This window comes from Maribacter luteus (assembly GCF_009674825.1).
GTDB classification, from domain to species: domain Bacteria; phylum Bacteroidota; class Bacteroidia; order Flavobacteriales; family Flavobacteriaceae; genus Maribacter_A; species Maribacter_A luteus.
In genome coordinates this window covers 108,205-129,377 of sequence record NZ_WKJH01000030.1, presented here as the reverse complement: position 1 = coordinate 129,377, position 21,173 = coordinate 108,205, and the positions used below count along the sequence as shown (strand labels likewise).

General features: G+C 36.4%; 20 protein-coding genes and 1 other RNA gene. 7 read left to right on the top strand and 14 right to left on the bottom strand.

Going from position 1 to position 21,173, the window contains the following annotated elements:
- Positions 1 to 11 precede the first annotated feature (11 nt).
- Positions 12 to 1,199 (bottom strand): hypothetical protein, encoded by a 1,188-nt coding sequence (locus GJ691_RS17705; RefSeq protein WP_154369372.1) that lies wholly within the window; start codon positions 1,197 to 1,199, stop codon positions 12 to 14.
- Between the two features lie 112 nt (positions 1,200 to 1,311).
- Positions 1,312 to 2,610, bottom strand: a complete 1,299-nt coding sequence (gene fahA, locus GJ691_RS17700) for a fumarylacetoacetase (protein ID WP_154369370.1) — start codon at positions 2,608 to 2,610, stop codon at positions 1,312 to 1,314.
- A 110-nt stretch (positions 2,611 to 2,720) separates the two neighbouring features.
- Between fahA and glyA the strand changes: the two genes are divergently transcribed.
- Positions 2,721 to 3,995 carry a serine hydroxymethyltransferase gene (gene glyA, locus GJ691_RS17695; protein ID WP_154369368.1) on the top strand — a complete coding sequence of 425 codons (1,275 nt, stop codon included), beginning with the start codon at positions 2,721 to 2,723 and terminating at the stop codon, positions 3,993 to 3,995.
- Positions 3,996 to 4,004: 9 nt separating this feature from the next.
- On the opposite strand, the gene GJ691_RS17690 is transcribed toward glyA, so the two are convergent.
- Positions 4,005 to 4,658 carry a hypothetical protein gene (locus GJ691_RS17690; RefSeq protein WP_154369366.1) on the bottom strand — a complete coding sequence of 218 codons (654 nt, stop codon included), beginning with the start codon at positions 4,656 to 4,658 and terminating at the stop codon, positions 4,005 to 4,007.
- A 166-nt stretch (positions 4,659 to 4,824) separates the two neighbouring features.
- Between GJ691_RS17690 and GJ691_RS17685 the strand changes: the two genes are divergently transcribed.
- On the top strand, positions 4,825 to 5,364 hold the full coding sequence (locus GJ691_RS17685; protein WP_154369364.1) for a hypothetical protein: 540 nt from the start codon (positions 4,825 to 4,827) through the stop codon (positions 5,362 to 5,364).
- Here GJ691_RS17685 and GJ691_RS17680 read toward each other — a convergent pair.
- The 9 genes from GJ691_RS17680 to GJ691_RS17640 all read right to left on the bottom strand — a co-directional run bounded on the left by GJ691_RS17680 (position 5,361) and on the right by GJ691_RS17640 (position 13,916).
- Complete coding sequence (locus GJ691_RS17680) at positions 5,361 to 5,678, bottom strand: hypothetical protein (protein WP_154369362.1); 318 nt, start codon at positions 5,676 to 5,678, stop codon at positions 5,361 to 5,363. The two genes, GJ691_RS17685 and GJ691_RS17680, sit on opposite strands and share 4 nt — an antisense overlap.
- A gap of 161 nt (positions 5,679 to 5,839) precedes the next feature.
- Complete coding sequence (locus GJ691_RS17675; RefSeq protein WP_154369360.1) at positions 5,840 to 6,481, bottom strand: hypothetical protein; 642 nt, start codon at positions 6,479 to 6,481, stop codon at positions 5,840 to 5,842.
- Between the two features lie 168 nt (positions 6,482 to 6,649).
- On the bottom strand, positions 6,650 to 7,321 hold the full coding sequence (locus GJ691_RS17670; RefSeq protein ID WP_154369358.1) for a helix-turn-helix domain-containing protein: 672 nt from the start codon (positions 7,319 to 7,321) through the stop codon (positions 6,650 to 6,652).
- A 43-nt stretch (positions 7,322 to 7,364) separates the two neighbouring features.
- Positions 7,365 to 9,476: a tetratricopeptide repeat-containing sensor histidine kinase gene (locus tag GJ691_RS17665; RefSeq protein ID WP_154369356.1), complete on the bottom strand. Its 2,112-nt coding sequence runs from the start codon at positions 9,474 to 9,476 to the stop codon at positions 7,365 to 7,367.
- Between the two features lie 120 nt (positions 9,477 to 9,596).
- Entirely contained in the window at positions 9,597 to 9,899 is a 303-nt protein-coding gene (locus GJ691_RS17660; protein WP_154369354.1) for a hypothetical protein, read from the bottom strand.
- Positions 9,900 to 10,042: 143 nt separating this feature from the next.
- A complete protein-coding gene (locus tag GJ691_RS17655; RefSeq protein WP_154369351.1) occupies positions 10,043 to 10,786 on the bottom strand; it encodes a LytR/AlgR family response regulator transcription factor in 744 nt (247 codons plus the stop codon).
- A 145-nt stretch (positions 10,787 to 10,931) separates the two neighbouring features.
- Complete coding sequence (locus GJ691_RS17650; RefSeq protein ID WP_154369349.1) at positions 10,932 to 12,467, bottom strand: hypothetical protein; 1,536 nt, start codon at positions 12,465 to 12,467, stop codon at positions 10,932 to 10,934.
- Between the two features lie 10 nt (positions 12,468 to 12,477).
- Positions 12,478 to 12,873, bottom strand: a complete 396-nt coding sequence (locus GJ691_RS17645; protein ID WP_154369347.1) for an acyl-CoA thioesterase — start codon at positions 12,871 to 12,873, stop codon at positions 12,478 to 12,480.
- Positions 12,873 to 13,916 carry a glutaminyl-peptide cyclotransferase gene (locus GJ691_RS17640; RefSeq protein ID WP_154369345.1) on the bottom strand — a complete coding sequence of 348 codons (1,044 nt, stop codon included), beginning with the start codon at positions 13,914 to 13,916 and terminating at the stop codon, positions 12,873 to 12,875. The genes GJ691_RS17645 and GJ691_RS17640 overlap by 1 nt, the downstream gene beginning before the upstream one ends.
- A gap of 268 nt (positions 13,917 to 14,184) precedes the next feature.
- On the opposite strand from GJ691_RS17640, the gene ffs reads away from it, so the two are divergent.
- The 3 genes from ffs (at position 14,185) to fsa (ending at position 15,927) form a co-directional block, all read left to right on the top strand.
- Positions 14,185 to 14,283, top strand: an RNA gene (gene ffs, locus GJ691_RS17635) — signal recognition particle sRNA small type.
- 116 nt (positions 14,284 to 14,399) lie between these two features.
- Positions 14,400 to 15,209, top strand: a complete 810-nt coding sequence (locus GJ691_RS17630) for an SDR family oxidoreductase (protein ID WP_154369343.1) — start codon at positions 14,400 to 14,402, stop codon at positions 15,207 to 15,209.
- 64 nt (positions 15,210 to 15,273) lie between these two features.
- Positions 15,274 to 15,927 (top strand): fructose-6-phosphate aldolase, encoded by a 654-nt coding sequence (fsa, locus tag GJ691_RS17625; protein ID WP_154369341.1) that lies wholly within the window; start codon positions 15,274 to 15,276, stop codon positions 15,925 to 15,927.
- 58 nt (positions 15,928 to 15,985) lie between these two features.
- On the opposite strand, the gene GJ691_RS17620 is transcribed toward fsa, so the two are convergent.
- Positions 15,986 to 17,371: a TlpA family protein disulfide reductase gene (locus tag GJ691_RS17620; protein ID WP_154369339.1), complete on the bottom strand. Its 1,386-nt coding sequence runs from the start codon at positions 17,369 to 17,371 to the stop codon at positions 15,986 to 15,988.
- 175 nt (positions 17,372 to 17,546) lie between these two features.
- On the opposite strand from GJ691_RS17620, the gene GJ691_RS17615 reads away from it, so the two are divergent.
- Positions 17,547 to 19,175: an ABC-F family ATP-binding cassette domain-containing protein gene (locus GJ691_RS17615; RefSeq protein WP_154369337.1), complete on the top strand. Its 1,629-nt coding sequence runs from the start codon at positions 17,547 to 17,549 to the stop codon at positions 19,173 to 19,175.
- A gap of 28 nt (positions 19,176 to 19,203) precedes the next feature.
- The gene (locus tag GJ691_RS17610; protein WP_154369334.1) at positions 19,204 to 20,337 is read left to right on the top strand and encodes a hypothetical protein; all 1,134 of its coding nucleotides are present in this window, start codon (positions 19,204 to 19,206) and stop codon (positions 20,335 to 20,337) included.
- Positions 20,338 to 20,363: 26 nt separating this feature from the next.
- Here GJ691_RS17610 and GJ691_RS17605 read toward each other — a convergent pair whose 3' ends face one another.
- On the bottom strand, positions 20,364 to 21,083 hold the full coding sequence (locus GJ691_RS17605; protein ID WP_154369332.1) for a hypothetical protein: 720 nt from the start codon (positions 21,081 to 21,083) through the stop codon (positions 20,364 to 20,366).
- Positions 21,084 to 21,173: the final 90 nt, after the last annotated feature.

The following is a 21,173-nucleotide window of genomic DNA, read 5'->3' as shown; positions in this document are numbered from 1 at the left end:
CTTATTGTTTTTTAGTTGAATCGATGTGAGGTTATTACACCTTTTATTCTGTTTTTGAGGTCTTCACCGGCATCATAAACCATTTGTTCGTTTGAAGGAAAAGGAACTGCGGCAAGGTTCAATAGGGAAACCAATTCATTTTCCAAAGCCCTTTTATCACCATCATAATTGGCATAAACATGTTCGAAAACGAACTCACTGGTTAGGGGATAGGAATTCAGCTGTTGTTTTGTTTCCAAATCTTGATAGCTTATTTGCCCTGTAACCTGAGCGGTTTTGAATTGTGTAAACTGATAAAAATTACATTTAACAGTTTTGAACTTGTCCACTTTTATCTTGTTCCCTAAACTGTCCTTAACAACATTGCCTTCATTGTCCAAAAGGTATTTTTGACCATCTTTAATTTGTTTTTCCTTTATAATCTGTTTTTCATTTACTTGTTCCGGGGAAATGTTGATTTCCCTTAACTCTATTTGCATATCATAATCATAGTCGATGTTTGCAAGATGGTTGGTATGGTACTTTGTCCATTTGTCCTCCAATCCAAAAGTATTGAAATTCAGAAGTTCTTCTTCTAGCTTAACCGGTATGATCTTATCTGTATTATTGATCATTTCTACCTTTACATAATCTTGGCCTTTTTGGTAGGCTTCTTCCATTTTAAATCTGATATCGCCATATCCGGGATTGATTTCGTTCAAGTATTCAAAATCATCATAGGCCTTTCTATAATCATATTTGTTGGTAGCATTTGTTAAAAGGTTGAGGGCGTTATCGTACAAATAAGATGAAAGCTCATTTTTGGTGGTAATGATCTTGTTGTCATAATTTGTTAATGAGAACTCGGCATTTCTGTTCTCATCGTTAACCCGTAAAGGTAGTAGTGGTTTTATGGCTTCCTGAATTCGGTTAAGATTCTCGTATCCTTTATAAATTGTTTCGAGATTTGCAGGATTACCGTCTTTTCTAAGAAACGCAATGTGCTCCAATTCCCTTTCGGTGTTTTTTCGGAAGGCTTCTTCCAATAAAAGCACGTAAGATTGGTTGCTTTTTTTGTCCTTGTTTTCCGCTAACTTTTGAACGGCACTGTTTATGGCGTTCATATAGTTGCCCGTATTTATAGCCTGTTGGGTTTTTTTCACCCCACCACAAGACAACATAAAAAGTAAAATTCCGCTTAATAGTAAAAGTTTCTTCATGACATTTTAATTTACCGTTGTAATCATCAATTTCAACACTCGTGCCAAAACTGTGTTTGTTGATAACGTAAAACGATAAACTATCGTATTGCCTCGTTGAAAAACCTTTTTACTATTTATTTTTTATGGATTTTGGCTCAAAAACAGGTAACAGTTTTGTGGAAACTTCCCCAAAGCCTAATCGTTGACCATTTTTATCACAAAATCCCCTCATAACCACCGTGTCATTGTCTTGGATGAACTTGCGCTCACTACCGTCGTTCAATGTAACGGGCTTGGTGCCTTGCCAAGCAAGTTCTAGCATAGAACCATAAGAATCGGGAGTAGGGCCTGAGATTGTTCCGCTTCCCATCATATCACCACTATTCACAATACATCCGTTTACCGTGTGGTGCGCCAATTGTTGGGCCATTGACCAGTATAAATATTTGAAATTGGAGTTAGAAACCGTTGTTGGCACCCCTTCCGGTGTTACGATGTCGACTTCTAATTTTATATCAAAACTATGCTCCCCTTCAAGTGATAAATAAGGAAAGGGTTTCGGGTCTTGTTTTGGGCCTTTGCACCTAAAAGGCTCTAAAGCGTCCAGGGTTACGATCCATGGCGAAATCGATGAAGCAAAACTTTTTGCCAAAAAAGGGCCTAACGGAACATATTCCCATTTCTGAATATCACGGGCACTCCAGTCGTTGAACAAAACCATTCCAAAAATATGTTCTTCAGCCTTTTCAATAGGAATTGGTTCTCCAAATTTATTCGCATCTGTGGTTATAAAGGCCATTTCCAATTCAAAATCAATTAATTTGGATGGGCCGAAAATAGGTGTTTGCGAGCCTTTCGGAAAAGTTTGCCCCATAGGTCTGTGTACTGGTATTCCACTTGGGATTATGGTAGAACTTCTTCCATGATAACCTACGGGAATGTGTAACCAATTGGGCATTAAAGCATTCTCAGGGTCGCGAAACATGGTACCCACGTTCGCAGCATGTTCTTTGCTGGAGTAAAAATCGGTATAATCACCTATCTGAACCGGCAATTGCATTTCAATTTCATCCAAAGAGAATAGGATGATACTTTTATGATCCTCGTTATTTTTCAAAGTTTCATTCTCAATATCGAAAACCTCGCTTATGCGGTTACGCACCAATCTCCATGTTTTTTGTCCGTCAGAAATAAAGTCGTTCAATGTATCTTGAAGGAAAATATCATCGGTAAGCGGAATACCATCAAAATACCCCAATTGGTGCATGGCTCCCAAATCAATAGCCGTATCACCTATTCGGGTGCCTATTGTAATAATATCGTCACGTGTCAAAAACACCCCGAAAGGTATGTTCTGAATGGGAAAGTCAGTTTTTACCGGAGTAGGTATCCAGGTTTTTCTTTTCGGATTATTTGCTAGTATGGGCATATGTATATTGTTAATTTATGTTTGATAAATTCCTAATCAAATATATTATTTTCCATGAATAACCAATCGGCAATTTGTATTTTTACCGCTCATTTAACAGAAAGGAAAATATGCAACGTGACCAACTTATTTTTGATTTAATAGAAGAAGAGAAGGAAAGACAATTAAACGGGATTGAACTTATCGCTTCTGAAAACTTCACAAGTCCCCAAGTAATGGAGGCTGCTGGATCTGTATTGACGAATAAATATGCCGAAGGATACCCTGGAAAAAGATATTATGGAGGTTGTGAAGTGGTTGATCAGGTTGAACAAATTGCTATTGATAGGGCTAAGGAATTATTCGGTGCTGTTTATGCAAACGTACAGCCCCATTCAGGTTCACAGGCCAACGCAGCCGTTTTTCATGCGTTTTTAAAGCCGGGTGACAAGATTTTAGGATTTGATCTATCCCATGGCGGGCATTTGACCCATGGATCTCCGGTGAATTTTTCCGGAAGATTATATAACCCTGTGTTTTATGGGGTAGATTCTGAAACGGGCATGCTTAATTATGACGCTATTCAGGAGATTGCGTTAAAGGAAAGACCTAATTTGATCATCGCTGGGGCTTCTGCTTATTCCCGTGATATGGATTTTAAACGTTTTCGCGAAATTGCGGATAGCGTAGATGCTATTCTTATGGCAGACATTGCCCATCCGGCTGGCTTTATAGCTAAAGGAATACTGAATGACCCTATTCCACATTGCCATGTGGTTACGACGACTACGCACAAAACTTTGCGTGGACCTAGGGGCGGATTAATACTTATGGGGCAGGATTTTGACAATCCGTTCGGTATAAAATTGAAGAATGGTAACCTTAGAAAAATGTCAGCATTGCTAGATTTAGCGGTTTTTCCCGGTAATCAAGGTGGGCCATTGGAACATATCATCGCAGCAAAGGCCATCGCCTTCGGAGAAGCTTTGACAGATGATTATCTTAATTATATGTTGCAAGTAAAGAAAAATGCTGCAGCAATGGCAGCTGCTTTTGTTGCAAAAGGCTATAATATTATTTCAGGGGGAACCGATAACCATATGATGTTGATCGATCTTCGGAATAAGGATATTACCGGTAAGGATGCTGAAAAAGTATTGGTAAAAGCAGATATTACGGCTAATAAGAATATGGTGCCATTTGATGATAAATCGCCATTTGTAACTTCCGGAATACGGTTTGGGACAGCAGCCATTACAACTCGTGGGTTAAAAGAGAATGAAATGTCAACTATTGTCGATTTGATCAATCGTGTTCTGACAAATGCGGATGATGAAGATAAAGTAGCTGAGGTTAGGGGTGAAGTCAACGCCCTAATGCACGGTCGGGATTTGTTTAATGGATAATCTTCAAGGTCAATAGTTTAGATAGTGTATTTCACCATGAATTAGGGATTGTTTTCTTAGATTGTATATTACGTCGTTATTTTCAGAATCATAATATAATCCCCAATTTTTAAAGTAGGTGGTTTTATCATTCTTGTTCAATATGGCCTTGATATAGCTATTGGTCCTATTTTTTTTATTCATTTCAAATACCGGAATACAAATTTCAAAAGGGACTTCAATATGTTGTTCCGTAAATTTTTTGGAATGAATATCTAAAGCATTTATTAGATTTTTTAATTGATGAAGTATACTGTTTTTATAAATCTTTCTAATAATTATAGAAGTGTCTTTTAGATAAATTGAGAGTTCCTCGATATCTATAGGCACTTCATTGTTATCCTGTAACTTTTTAAATGCAGTTGAGAAAAAGTCGGAAACCCGGTCAATTTTTTTTTCAAATGTATTCCCTGGAATTATATTTTTTAGCGAAAAAAGAATTTCTCTTAATTTATAATTGCAGTCCATTTCTATCACCAAACCCATTGAGCGATCGTTTGCTGAGGAATTTCTAATTGTAATAGCAGAAAGAAAGTGGTTTTCTAAACTTTCTTTAAAGACTTTTAGACCCAATAATTTCGCACTATTTTTATGTTGCTCAATTCTTATAATTTTTTTCTTCATAGGTATATAAATTATTGGACGGTTATATTATTAGGTCATAATAAATTGTTTACGTAAAATGTATCGAATATATTTGTGTTAATATCGAAAATATACAATAAATATATCGAATATATTGGAAATCAAAAAGAGTTGATTAAGAAAAGATTACCTTAATTTTATCAAAATGTTATTAGAAAGAATCAATATTTTTTTAGACTATAGTAATTTGAGTTACAATAAGTTCGAGAAATCGATCAATGCAAGTAGGGGAACTATTTCCAGGGCATTGAAACATAACAAGACCATTGGTTCCAATGTTGTGGAAAGTATTCTTGATGTATATCCAAATTTGAGTGCAGAGTGGTTATTGAGGGGCAAAGGAGAGATGATTATAGCTAATGAACATTCCAAAGAAGTGAATCCAAGTAGGTTGGATTTGGAAAAGGAAAGAGTTGGTCATATGATTGATTTTTATGATATGATGGAGGAAAGTAAATTGGTTGAAGTCATTCAAAAGCTCTATAATAATCATCAGGATAAAATTGAAGAATCCCATTCCCATGATTTTCTTGAGCATTTTGTATTAAGAACTTGGGAGAAAAAATACGGTGCCGAACTAAAGCATATAAACAGAATGCTTGAGATATTTTATCGTGAACGTATGGAAAGGGTGGTAAAAAATGAAGAGCAAGATCAACAAAATAAAGGTAAAAAAAGCCATTAGGATATTTTTCTCAGATTATATACGTAGTCGATCTTGAATTCAAGTAGATCAATAAGAAATTTATGAATTTCCGAACCTGTACCCTTGCTGAACCTATTTAAAAAATCGATGGTTTTCTGTAAATGTATTTTGTAATTCAGGGTATATTCTTCCGCATTGAAATCTTTTAGATAAAGACTGTTAAAACAGATGATCATATCATCAAACCAAACTTTTTCGTGGGTCATTTCCCTCATTCTTTCCAGTTCTTCAGTCAATTTTTCAATACCGATAAAATTGTCGATTCTTTCAACCATTAATTCCTGTAGGCGCATTTTTAAATTATAATATATTGATTATATGGTAAGTTCGTTGTGAAATATATAAAAAATACCACGAAACACCTACTATGATTATATATTTAATATCCACTAAGGAGAATGGTGTCGGTTTAAAATTTAAAGAATAGCGTATATTATGGTGTGTGACAAGGTTTTTATTGATTTATCATGTGTAAATCTTCATAAATGAACCTAGCATTTTTCAGGTCGTAGATAACGGCGTCTTTTTCAGATTCAAAATACAAGGCCCAATAACTAGAGTAGTCCTGTGTTCCTTTGTTTTTAACATTCGAGTTTTTCGTAGCCATGATTTCATCTTCAAACACCGCAACGAAAATTTCATAGGGAACCTCAACATTACCTTTTGTTAGTTGAAGGAAGTGTTTTTCAAGATTGTTCAAAATGCCGTTCAGTTGATCGGCAATACTTTGGTCGTATAATTTATCTATAATTATACTGGTGTCTTTCAGGTTTATGGTAAACTCCTCAACATCAAATGAAATGCCATTATATTCTTCTAATTGAACCAATTCTTCCGAAAGGGAATATTTGGTCTGGTTGAATGTGCCCCAAGTTCCTTTGTATGAATGTATGATCATATCAATAAGGCTTAAGTTACATTCAATTTCAATAATTAACTTGGCCTGATTATCGATAATGGTATTGGTCCAAACCGAAATTTGGGAGAAAAAATGTTTTTCAAGATTATCGATAAACCCCGAAATTCCATTGAAGGTAGCACTTCTGATTGACCTTGAGGGGAGGTTGTTTCCGTAATTTTCTGACTTTAAAGACATAAATAGGGGCAATTATTATGAATAACCTCAAATCTAAATGAATGTCTCAAGAACAGAACCTAGTAAAACCTTATAAAAAATAAGGTTATAATGGATGGAGCATGAAAAGTAATTTAATCACTTGATATTCAGTGTTATAAAGAATGTTAAAAGTTGAGGAATGAAGAATTATATGAATCCGCGTTTTCTGGCTTCTTCAATTAGCTCAATATCATTTCCCTGTTCAATACCAAAAAGCTGTTTCAGTTGTCTTTTCCTGGATTCCACTGTGGTGGGGGCTACGGAGATCAATGGGCCAATATCTTTGGTACGGGTTCCTGTGGAGAGGTAGTGTAATATTTTTTTATCTGTTTCATCTACGAGATCATAATCATTAGCCATTTTTTTTCGAATGGCAGATAAGGCACTAGCCGTATAATATGGGGGTCTTTCCAATACGGTCCTTACCATGGCACATAGCGATTTTTCATCTATTTCGGACTTTACCATATAACCATCTGGATCTACAGATTTAAAAATACTGTTAATACGGTAACTATCGCTAAATGATGACATAAAGACGATTTTAGAAGTTGGTACTTTTTTTCGGGCATAAATACCTAAATCTTCACCACTTCTGGTATCCCCTGAATGTGTAGGAAAAAGAGATATGTCTAATAAAACAATGTCGTAGGGAGTTGAACGGGCTGAAAAATCTATTTTTTCTATGGCTCCTTCAAATGTATTTACCGTATCTACCTTAACTTGAAATCCGTCAAACTCGGAACCTTCCAAAATATATTTATAGCCCATAGCCGTCATGGCATGGTCATCTACCGATAAAAGTCGTACAGTCTTCATAATCATTCCTTTCTATAACTATAAAAAGTAACCTATTATTGTTTCACACTCTCTTTTCATGAATGACTTCATGGGCATTATTCTGACTTTCAAGGGGGATATTCAAGATAATTGTGGTTCCTTTATTAGGCCTGCTATCGATATCCCAAGTACCACCAAGTTTTTCAACTCTTGATTTTATGTTTCGCATACCTATGCCTTTCTTTCCTGGCTTTGAGGCGAAACCTTGTCCATCATCCGTAATGGTAACAATTAATATTTGGTTTCTTCGCACAAAACTAACCAAAATATTCTTACATTTTGAATGTTTTACTGCATTTTGCAAGATCTCTTGAACCATTCGATATAGGTTGATTTTGATTTCACCTTTCATGGCATCCCAGTCATAGGTTTCGTCATAATCAAACGAAAAGTCCAAGTCATTTGTTGAACACGTAGTTTTCAATAATTCTTTTATAGAACTAATGAAGTTGTTGATGTTGTGATATGCGGCGTGGCTCAATTCATGGGAAATGGCGCGTACTTCTCCTTCTACATCTTTTAATGCTGCTATGGCCTTCGCTCTTTCTGAAATGGCCTCCTCGCTGGCCACTTTGTTCAATCCGGTAAGTACCATTCTTGCGCCTAGCATTTTACCTAGGACGCCATCGTGTAATTCTTCGGAAATTCGTTTTTGTTCCGCTTTTTTTGTTTCCGCTATTTTCTGCTTTTGCGACAGCATCAAATCAAATATCTCTTGGTTGCTTGTTTGTTGTTGCTGTTGAAATTGTAAGGCTTGGTTTCTGGAACGTTGGTAGAAAATCACATATAATGATACCCCAAGTAAAAAGATGCTTAAAGCCAAACCTGTCCAGATTTGTTTTTTTCTGACCAGGGATTCGTTTTCAGCAATGAATTCATCCGTTTCAAAGCGAATTCGGGTAAATTTATTACGTTCTTGGCGTTCTACTTGGATAAGACTATCGGTTAACGCAATATATCGTTCCGTATAATTCAGTGAGTTCTTTGGGTCAATTCGGGCCAATAATCCCAAAGAAGCCAATAATCGTTTATTGTTAGATCCCTCTTCTGCATATTGCTTTGCTTTTTGGCCACTGGCCACTGCGTTTAAGGTGTCGTTTTTAGATAAATAAAATTCAGCAAAGTTGTATTCGCTCAGTGAAAGGCCTTCTATATCATTTAGTTCTTTTTGAATTCGTTTGGCCATTTCCAAATCTTGAAGGATATTCAACGTATCACCCAACTTAAATCGACTAAATGCTAGATTATTGACAATCAAGGCATAGGTGGAGGGGTCAAAGAACCTTAGGCTATCTTCTGTAAACACAGCTTTTTGGTAATATTTTTTGGCGGCATTATAATTACCTTGGTCTTTATAAACATTGCCGATATTGTTCTGGAGTTTCGGATAATATAAACGGTTTTTTTCATCTTTATCCGCTTTGGAAAGGTATTCTTCGGCCAAATTAAAATATTCCAAGGATCGATCATATTCATTCAATTCCTTGGTGATAGAGCCTAATAAATTGTAGCATCTATGCAGTCTAAGATCTTCGTTTAAGGGTTTTAGCAGTTCTATAGAATTAAATGTATTGATTTCCGCGCCTGTATAATCCTTTACATCGGTTTGGATAAGTGCCATATTATAAAACATACGTCCGGCATTGTAATTGTCCTCCAAGGAGGTGAACCTTTTTTGGGCTTCTTGATAATTATAGAAGGCACTGTCCATTACCATTTGGGTTTCGAAAAAATCTGCCAAATCCCATAAGGCGTATGCTTGGTTAAGCGTATCTTTAATTCTATCGGCTAAATCACGTGTTTTTTTATTAGTTGTGCGGAACCGCAATGAATCGTTCAGGTCTAAATAGGCTAAAGATAATCTGGAATAATAATATAGTTTTAAACTGTCCTGACTACTTTTATCAACGGCCAAAATAGCTTTTTGATAAATTGAATCTTTTTCTTTGTTAGAAAGTTCAGTGTTATTGCCCTGATTTATCCAATTGCTGATACTGTCGTTTACAATGGTTTGTGTGGCAATAGGGTCATTATTTGAAGTTGTACATGAACAAGGGATAAGGACCAGACACAGTGATACCAGTAATATCTTACATATAATCAATGGTATTTTTGGTCCTTTTATTTTTGGCATGGTACTACATTGGCAATACTAATGTAAACAAAAAGGTCTTAATCAGTATTAGATTAAGACCTTTTTGTTTTATTTTTAGAATTCCTTTTTATTAGTAATAAGAAGGGATTTTATAATTTATTAAGCCACTTTTGGTTCTCTTCTGTCCTTGTCGTGTGCACAGTCGTCACATTGGGCCACTTTTGGTTCCCTTCTGTCCTTGTCGTGTGCACAGTCGTCACATTGCGCTACTTTTGGTTCCCTTCTGTCCTTGTCGTGTGCACAATCGTCACATTGCGCTACTTTTGGTTCCCTTCTATCCTTGTCATGTGCACAGTCGTCACAGGTGATTTTGTCTTGTTCTTGGATTTCATTTTCGGTACTCATGGCCATTGATCCAATCATTAATGCCATAACTGCTAAAATACTAAGTGCTCTTCTCATAATCATTAAAATTTTGTGTTAGGGGTTTCTGTTTATTACGATGTAAAGCTAATAATGCCCTATGAGTTCGGATATCTAGATGAAAAAGTATGAGTATTTGACCTAGTTTGAAGAGGATTTAACCTACTTCTGAAAGAATTTACTTAATTCGAAGTAGGAATAGCGGTTTTTGACAAATGTTCCTTTACCTCATCAATGTTCGATTTGTACGATTTTGAAAAGGGTAATTGTAGATTACGCAGTTTTAAAGTACATACCGATTTACCATAGCTGATACCTGAAATAAAAATGGTATTGATGATATAACTTTGGTGGATTCGTATAAAATTCGAAGGTAATTGGTTTTCGAAAGTTTTTAGCGTCTTAAAAGCATTGACAATACTGCCGTCCTTCATGACAAACTCCGTAGTATTATTGTCTGCTTGTAGGTAAAGGATGTCATCGGTGTTCAAATATTGGAAATCCCGGTACGATTTTAAACATATGGTCTGCGTCCGCATTTGCGTTGGGGCAGTTTCCGGTATTTGTTTTTTAAGGCGTAATAATGATTTCCGAATATCAAACTCGTTATATGGTTTTAACCAATAATCAAAAAAACCATTCTTGATGGCATCATAGGCATGATCTTTAGTTTTGGATATGCCTATAATAATCGGGATTTTCTTGACATACTGATGAAGCTCAATTACCATTTGAAAATACTCAGGAGCATTTTCGTTTAAGTTTACAAAAACGACGTCGGGGGAATATTTTAAAATTGCATTTAGACCGTCGTTACTGTTTTTAGCTAAGGAAGAACACGAAAAATCACCATATTCCTCTAAAAAATGCTGTAATTGCAAATTTGAGGTAGCGTCAGAATCGATTATGGAGTAATTGAAATCCAATGATTTAGCTATTAGTTTTTAGCAAAGTTATGACTGTGTGGAAACCATGGACATAGGAAAACCTTATAAAAACCAAGGTTTGTCTTTGTGAATGGATAAAATTTAAATATTAAGCAGAAAATACTTATTAAAAGTGAAGTTTTTATTACTTTTTACTTATTGCAACATATTCATGGGCACCAATATCGGGTTTATCCCTTCTATCAGTGCCTAGAATATCATATGGCAGGCTAATCGAATAATCCGGATTGGCCTTGTCTCTAGCTGAAGATGTTTCGCCGATCCAATATATGTTGTTGGTAACATTCAGAAAATCAGATGGTTGGTTAACATATACTTCGTTGTACCTTTCATTGTCGCTAAAATCGTACAAATAGTTATTCATGATTTGTTCTGTACCAGCCCCGAATTTTATGAAGGAATTGTTGAAAGTAAAACTAAATTCATTTTTTTCATCGTGAATAAACGAGATTTCAGAAAGTGCATTTCCATCAATTATACAATTATTGAATTGGGCCGAAACCAAATCCCCAGAGTCCGAACCATTATGGTCATTCAACTCTAGGGCCGTTCCCGTTCGTGAGCTATAGGGCCAATAATTGGCAATAGTGCAATGTGTGAATTCGTAATTACCCCCAAGGTTACATAACAATGAATTTCTACCAGCATTTCCTAAAATGGTGTTTTCACCAACTATATATGCGCTATTGCCCACAAGGTTAGTAGTGGTGCAATTATAGATTTGTGTGTTTTTAAGGGTCAGGGTAGGGGATTGCAGTAATCCGTTTCCATTGGCTACTATTCCAAAGGAAGCATTTTTTAGAGTTAAATGTTCAATTGTATTGGAATTACTTCCCTCAGCTATCCAAATACCTGTCCATTGGCCTGGAACATTTTCATATTGTGTTTCTAGGCGGTCACCTTCCAAAATCACCTCATTTTCCAATGCTTCTTTATCTAGGCTTAATTTTCCATTTACAATCAAAGAGGCACCTTCACTTATATACAATCCGGAATTTTCATGGAAATGTAAACGACTTCCGGCTTCGATGGTTAAACTTTGGTTTTCTGGCACTACGGCATAACCATATATTATATAAGGTTTTTCATTACTGAAGTTCAATTCACCTTGCTGTAAGTAATAACCTTCCGCGTTAAGGGGTTGGTCATTATAGTCCATTTCCAATTTGAAGGTTTCCTTGGACCCTTTTATTAAGGTTCTTGGGTATAGGAAAATGGCATCCTTGATCAATGTTACCAGATGTACTTCCTGGGTTATCGTAGTACTATTAAACTCAATAATGTCCGTGTACAAGAATTCATTTTGTTCACTGGAGTCAAGGTCGTAGGTGGTTTCAATAAATATATAAAGGCTGTCTTGGGCGAGTATGGGGACATTCGTGAACTCTTTTCCGGCAACTCCATCGACATTCAATCTATATGCGCTATTTGCCCCTTGTTTTAAACGTATGGATGGAATCTCGATCCCATCTCTGTTTGGGTTATATACTTTTAAAGTATATGTACTACTGGCTATATTTGAAAAAATGGTATCCAGATAAACGGTATCCTTTGAAAATTCCAAATTGCCGGGGTTGGTCCCATATTCGAAATCCTTTCTGCACGAACTCCATCCTAAAAGTAGTGTTATACTTGAAATCAGGATTATCAGGCGTCGCATGGTTCAGGGGTTATTGCTTTAAAAAGGCTTTTTTTATGGCTTCTGAAATTCGAATAGGCCTTAAAGTTAAGGCATTCAATAGGCACCATTCAGTTTGTGAACGCACCAATAGTTCATTTGTATCGGCATTGAACATTTCTACGCAACGAATGGATAAGGCCCCTTTGGTATTGGCAATAAACGTCCTTGCCAATATTTCGTCCCCTAAAACTGCAGAACTGAAATAATCTATTGTGTGTTTTTTAACTACCCAAAGAATCCCCGCCCTCATTTCTTTGGGAGCAGTAGTTTCCCAATGTTCTTTAGATATATCTTGGATCCATTGTACGTAACGAACATTATTTACGTGTTTCAGTTCATCTAGATCATTTTCGGACACACGTATTCTTTTTTCGTAAGATTCCATTACTTTCTTATGATTTTCACCTCGAACATTTTGTCCCAGTTTTTCCCAGTTACGAAAAAGGTCTTGCGTTCGGGGTTATATGCTACGCCATTAAGCACGTCCAGTTCTGGGTGTTTGGTGACCTTTTCTTTTAAACCACTAAAGTTTATGACCCCCTCAATAGCTCCGCTTTCGGCATCTATAATCATCATACTGGGTTTTTGGTACACATTGGCATATATTTTACCATCAAGATACTCCAACTCATTGGCCATGTTGAAGACTGATTTATCGGTTGCGGTTTCAATATGCCCTTCTTCTGCTAAGGTTTCCGGATTCAGAAACCAGATTTTTTCAGTGCCGTCACTTTTAAAGATTTTGGTTCCATCATTGCAGAGCCCCCAACCTTCTTTACTTTCGCCGTATTGAAAACTACTTGTTTTTTCAAAGGTATCCAGGTCATAAACAAAACCGATTCCGTTTTGCCAGGTAAGTTGATATATTTTGCCGTTCATAATGGTTATTCCTTCCCCGAACTGGCTATTTTCCAGAGCTATTTGGTTTAAGATCTTTCCTGTCTTAAAATCGACCTTCCTTAAAGAAGATCTACCTTTTTTGCCGGTACTTTCATAAAGGATTCCTTGATGGAATTCCAAGCCCTGGGTATATGCCTTAATGTCGTGCGGAAATTCATTTATGATTTCATATGTATACAAAACTGGAGGTTTGGGGGCCAAAACCTTTATTTTTTTATAGATTTCAGCACTTGTGTCCTCGTAATCAATAATTGCCTTTAAGGTCTTGTTCCCTAAAGTCGCAAGATCGAAAGTTACTTTATTACCGTTAACCTCAAGTTCATTGCCATCAATGGAATAAGTTATTTTATTAATGGATTTCTCTTTTTTATTTTTAATGGCAATACCTGCGGTTTCATTCTGTTTAAAGGCTTTTTTGTTGCCTTCCAATTGAATTTCGAACAAAGAGGATGCCTTTGTGTTTCCGCTGCCACACGCTACAAAGAGCAGCAATAAATTACAAACAGCAAAAAGTTTAAATGTATTCATGAAAATAAAGGTTTATTATAAGGTGCAATTTTCGTCAAAGCGGTTCAAGACCTTACCTAGTGGATTCTTGGGCTTTGATTAGGGGGCAAGTTACTTGATAATATTTAGAAATTAAAACGATTGATTATGTTTTAAGAACCGTTTTTTTATTTGATCTTATGGTATTCTGGGTATTTAATTCATTGGTAGACAATGACTTTTCGTTTTTGTCGTAGAATCTGCATATTTAAGGTTTATTATTTGATATAAAAGATTGTATATTTGCATTCGGCAAGTCCTACACGACCAGCTCCTGTAGAATCCCCCAGGGTGGGAACGCAGCAAGGGTATATGGTTGTAGCGGTGCGATGTAGGTAGCTTGCCGTTTTTTTATGCCTTTATTTTACCTAAGGTGTTTTTTAAGGTTTTTCATCACCAATCTTTTAGATGAATATAAATCCATAGAATAAAGACTTTTTATTATTCGTTAATTTTGCAACTATTATGGAGCAAAAAATAGTTCTTATCACAGGCGGTTCATCAGGAATCGGCAAATCTGTCGGCAATTACCTAAAAAGTAAAGGATATAAAGTTTACGGAACAACAAGGAACCTTGCCAATTATCCTGATTTCAAGGATTTTGATTTATTGGAATTGGATGTTAGGGATATCGATTCCATTCAAAAAGCAATTTCCGAACTTTTAGAAAAGGAAGGCCGATTGGATGTTTTGATAAATAACGCAGGTGTTGGTATTACGGGCCCTATTGAGGAAACTCCCCATGAGGAGATTCTAAAAACGTTTGAGACCAATTTTCATGGACCCCTTCACATGATCAAGGCTGTATTGCCGCAAATGCGTAAACAAGGAAACGGGCGTATTATCAATATAACATCAATTGCTGGGTATATGGGGCTACCGTACCGGGCCATATATTCTGCCACAAAAGGGGCTTTGGAACTTACGACTGAAGCGCTTAGGATGGAAACGAAGGATTTCGGAATTCACATCAGTAATTTGGCACCGGGCGATTTTGCCACTAATATTGCCAGCGGGCGATATCATGCCCCCGTAATGGAAGGTTCCCCGTATAGAATTCCCTATGGGAATACTTTAAAACTAATCAATGATCATGTTGATTCAGGTAGTGATCCCATTCAAGTAGCCCTAATGGTTTACTGTATCCTGAATGCCAAAAAACCAAAAGTGCATTATAAGGTAGGATCCTTTATGCAAAAGTTCTCTATTGTTTTAAAATATTTATTGCCAGACAAAGCTTATGAGAAGCTATTGCTGAACCATTATAAGTTGTAATTTTGGAAGAATTGGAATAATTATAAAAAACAACTGGAATATTAATCAATTAATATAGAAATTCATGAAATTTTTTATCGATACCGCGAATTTAGATCAAATAAAAGAGGCTCAGGAACTTGGGGTTTTAGATGGGGTAACCACCAACCCTTCATTAATGGCCAAAGAAGGTATTACTGGGCGTAATAATATCCTAAAACATTATGTGGATATCTGTAATATTGTTGAAGGGGATGTTTCTGCCGAAGTAATAGCGACGGAGTTCAAGGAAATGGTCAAAGAAGGGGAAGAACTGGCAGAGTTGCATGAGCAGATCGTAGTTAAGGTACCAATGATAAAGGATGGGGTAAAGGCCTTAAAGTATTTTTCCGATAATGGTATTCGTACCAACTGTACTCTTGTTTTTTCCGTAGGTCAAGCATTATTGGCTGCCAAAGCCGGTGCAACATACGTTTCTCCGTTTATAGGTAGATTGGATGATATTTCAACAGACGGGCTCAATTTGATTGCCGAAATACGTCATATCTATGATAATTATGCTTTCGAAACACAAATATTGGCCGCTTCCGTTAGGCATACCATGCATGTTATAGACTGTGCGAAAATAGGCGCCGATGTAATGACGGGACCACTTTCTTCTATTGAAGGTCTTTTAAGGCACCCTTTGACCGATAGTGGATTGGAAAAGTTCCTGGCAGATTATAAAAAAGGAAACTAAGAACCTTTTAATTGTTTATTAAGATATTAGACCCAAAAGCTTTTAGTTTTTGGGTTTTTTATGGGAATGATTTATATATATCACCAAAAGCATCAACTATCTGCTCGTCTTCAGTTATAATGCATTTATTCATTGGATATACGATCAAGGTCTTCGTAAGTTGTTCAAAATCGTCAGAACGAAACTGATAGGAGGGGTCAAAACCAGATGCGTTGACCAAGGATTTCCAATCGTCTTGATCGGTTTTTACATTAATGCCCACGAAGCTGAAATTTGGTTCTATACGGGATAGATGCTTTACTCTATTCGAAATATCTTTCAGATGTTTTCTATTCGTACCTGACCAAAAATAGAATACGGTCTTCCTGTTTTTGGAAATATTAGGCAAAGAAACCTTTTCCCCTTCAAAATTGGTCAATTCGATTTCAGGGATTCTTTTTTGGGGTTGAATGTTGTTTATTCCCGCATATAAATCATCAATTTCGGCCATATGCCTATTATCTCCCGATAAGGCGTGAAAAACTTCCATAAAGATTTTATTGTTTTCCTGGGTGTCATGCACCTTCAATAAATAATCTACCGCCACATTCCTGAAAAGGTTGTCTTTAAGTTCTTTTTCAATAACTAAACTATCGATAAGTTTCAATTTATGTTTATTGAAATGAAGGTGGTTTTTTGCCATATTGTCCTTAATGTCGCATCCGTGGGTGCAGGACATGTAAGATAAGTTGCCAAAATGGTTCACCATGAACTCATAGTACGGCCTTAAATATGTTAAGTCTTTGTTGTCGTATGTGAGTTTGTTTCTATAGGCGTAATAATCCTTATTTAATTTGGGTGATTTTTTATCCTTGGATAATTTTTTATGTTTAAATGGATATCGTTCCTTGAATTTTGCATAGCTGTATACTATATCGGCCTTGGCGATTTCCAATTCTTTCTCCGTAAAATGAATTTCCACGTCAAGCTCCTTTAGTAGGTCTAACTTTATTTTTTGAAGGGAATCGATTTTCCTGCTGAAGTCCTTTGGTTCTAATCGGTAGTAATTTGTTATGCTTTTCTTTTCACTTTCTTTGGTGAGGTAAACTTCCATCATAAAGTTGTTTATCTCTTCTCCTTTACCAGAGTAAACTAATGACTCATCAAAATCAACGGTGTTTAAACGAATCAAAAGGCTGTCACCTTTCTTAAGGTATACATTCTGGTATTCCGGTGCATGTTTAAAATGGTAAAGGCCATCTTCTATCGAATCTAGCTTAAAGGAAAACATATTGTTCTTGTCCAAGGCTGATGAATCGATAATGGCATTACCCTTATAAAGAACGACGTAATCGCTGGTCGGATTTACGATTTCCCCGCTAAAAAAAGCATTGGATAAATTTTCCTGGCTTTCATTGCAGCCTGCCAGTACAATAAGAAAAAGATAAAGTAAACGTCTATTCATATAATATTTTATACGATATGCTAACAAAATTAAGGAACCCAAAGGTGGCTACCTGTTAATTGCGAGTTAAAATACGGTACGGTTTCGTTAAGATATTCCCCATATTTAAGCTTAAAGTTTATTGGTCTAGAGCTATTTAATTGTCTATTTTTGCACGGATTTTAAAAAGAGGAATATGTTATCAGTATCGAATTTATCTGTTCAATTTGGCAAACGCGTTTTGTTTGATGAAGTCAAAGTGTCATTTACCCAAGGGAACTGTTATGGTGTCATTGGGGCCAATGGGGCAGGTAAAAGTACCTTTCTTAAGATTATATCGGGGCAGATAGATCCTACATCCGGCCATGTTCATTTAGAACCTGGCAAACGTATGTCGATACTGGAGCAAAACCACAATGCCTATGATGAACATACGGTCTTGGAATCTGTTGTTATGGGGAACAAACCCCTATTCTCGATAAAAAATCAGATTGATGCATTATATGCGGATTATACCGATGAGAATGCAGATAAAATAGGGGAGTTACAGGTGCAATTTGAAGAAATGAACGGTTGGAACGCCGATAGTGATGCCGCTGCCTTGCTGTCTAACCTGGGTATTCATGAAGAATTACATTATTCGTTAATGTCGGATATAGATTCAAAACTGAAGGTTAGGGTGCTTTTGGCACAAGCCCTATTTGGAAACCCTGATGTATTGATCATGGATGAGCCCACCAATGATTTGGATTACGAGACTATTGGTTGGTTAGAGAACTTTTTGGCAGATTATGAGAATACGGTAATTGTGGTTTCGCATGACCGTCACTTCTTGGATGCGGTATGTACGCATATTGCAGATATAGATTTTGGCAAGATGAACTTGTTTTCAGGGAATTACACCTTTTGGTATGAAAGTAGTCAGTTGGCCGCGCGCCAGCGAGCCCAACAAAATAAGAAAGCAGAAGAGAAAGCCAAAGAACTGCAGGAGTTCATTATGCGTTTTAGTGCGAATGTCGCAAAAAGTAAGCAGGCCACTTCACGAAAAAAAATGCTTTCTAAATTAAAGGTCGAGGATATAAAACCCTCTAGCAGAAGATATCCTGCATTGATTTTTGAACGGGAACGTGAAGCAGGAGATCAAATATTGAATGTTGAAGGATTGTCGGCCTCTTCTGAAGACGGAGATCTATTGTTCCAAAACGTAAATATTAATTTGGCAAAAGGGGACAAGGTCGCCATAATCTCAAGAGACTCCAGGGCTACCAGTGCTTTTTACGAGATACTGAACGGCAACAAGAAACAAGATTCAGGAGAATTTCAATGGGGCGTAACAACTACACAATCATATTTACCCGCAGATAATACTGACTTCTTTACCCAGAACATCAACCTAGTAGATTGGTTAAGGCAGTGGGCGAAGACCGAAGAGGAGAGAGAAGAAGTCTATATCAGGGGGTTTTTGGGTAAAATGCTTTTTAGTGGGGAAGAAGCCTTGAAAAAATGTACCGTTCTTTCCGGAGGGGAAAAAGTTCGTTGCATGTTAAGTAGAATGATGATGCTAAGGGCGAATGTGCTTATGTTGGATGAGCCAACCAATCACTTGGATTTGGAAAGTATTACCGCCTTTAACAACTCGCTTAATAATTTTAAAGGAACGGTTCTTTTTACGACCCATGACCATGCATTTGCAGAAACTGTGGCTGATCGTATTATAGAATTGACACCAAAAGGCAACATTGACAGATATTTGACGTTTGATGAATATATGTCGGATAAGACTATAAAAGAACAGCGTAACAAAATGTACGATGTGAAGGGATAGTTTTATCGGTCCCTAAATATCTTACATTATGAAAACCTACAGCTTGCTTTGTTCACTTGTGGCATTTGTGGCCATGGGTTGCAGTACTTCTGAGGACAACTCCACGATTCCTACAGAAAATGAAGTTGAAGAAACTTCTTACGATGCGGATTATGCATTATTGCAGAAAAGTAACGGCCAATTATCCGTACAATCACTTAAAGTCACGGATTCAGGTATCGATTTGAGTGAAGCGGACAGTACTTTTGAAAGTACACCATCACCCGAACTGACATTCCGGCAAGGGTCGATTTTTGCATATTATACCAAAGTAACGGATTGTGATGGGCAGGTAACCCTTCATGATTTTGAAGATAATGAATCAAGAACTTTAGACGTATTTGAAGATTTATTGGATTGTAGCCTTATGGTTTCTTCAATCGCATTCGATGCGGATAATTTGTACGTTGCATATACCAAAGAGGAGACATCAAAAATTGACAAGTATTATGTCCGTATTTTGGATTTTTCATCTGAGGTTAGCAATGCCATTGATATAGAATTGGATAAAAAGCCGGTTCAAATGGCCATTGCAAATGCCCGTTTGTTTGTATTAACGCTAGATTTGGATGTTACCAATGAGTATGAATTATCGATAGTGAATTTAGCTACCAAGGCTGTAATACATGAAAAAGGTCTAGGTTATAATGTAGGGCATATATTTACAGATACCCAAGATCAAATCATTATTTCATATAAAGAACTGCATACGGTTTTAAATAGTTCAACTTTTGGGGTTAAGTATGTTAATTACGATACGGCCACAGCTCCAGAATTTTATGGTTCTGAGAATAATTGCTTTGATGAATCGGGAAGAATGTTTTATATCAAAACATCGGATTCAAATCCAATAGGAATCCCTGCTGTTTATGATTTTTCCAACAACCTTGTGTTATTGTATATATACAGTAATTTCCTTACTGCTTCAGAATTGGATTTCGAGTTTAAAATAGGGCAGACCTCGATGGTTAGCTATGATAATGAAAACCATGTTTTAATAGTGGGTTATCAGAAGAGCGATGATGAAAATAAGGGTGGACTCTTGCGAATTCAATTAGAGCCGGAACCCAAGTTTTTGGATAATCTTGATTTAAACGCGGTGCCCTATCAGTTTTTTTTATAAGGACTGATAACTTTTAAGATGAAAACCTAGGTGTTTAGAAAACGACTTTTCCATATAGCTTGGTTAAAGTTCTTCCCTTTGGCAAAACCATAAAACAAGACTACGGCAAGTGACCATTTGAACATAAAAAAGAACAATAACCAAAATTCATAACCTGTAGTGGTTTTCGTAAAAAGTTGGATAGGGGTTATCAATGTCGTCAAGAAACTCAATACCAGTACGGTAATAAGTAAGTTCACAACATTCTTAAAAGGCCACATTAAAACTTTTCGAAGAGGATGGAGGTCATTACCCCATTTGTGTATAAAGTAATAGTAATCGTTGCCTAGGGTTACGAACATTAAAGGGTCGTCTTTGTCCTTTAATTTAAAAAGTTTAGACGGAGCAACTATTTTGAATCCGGTTAACTCAGAGTTATGCTGTTTTTCAAGCTGTTTTATTTTAGAAATCGCTTCAGGCGGAATATCTCCCTTAAAATATTTGGAATCTAAAAATCGTAGTCGATAATCAATGCAGATCTGCTTTATGTGCTCTATATGATATATATTTTCAGATTCCAATAAATCTGAATTGAACCAATTGGATGATTCGGTTGTACTTTTTTGGATATTTTCTTCAATTCTCTTCGTATGGGCCTGGTCAATCTCGAATATCCTTTGTACCGCTTCAAGTATATCAGGGGTTGTGCTATCCTTCGATCTAGCATAATTCAATGCTTTTTTCAGATTTGTTTTTTTCAATTTCATAGCATTATATATCATAAAGCTCTGAAAATAAAACAATTTGCCTTTATCGCAAATTTTATAATGTTAAACCCTAAATGTTAATATAATGTT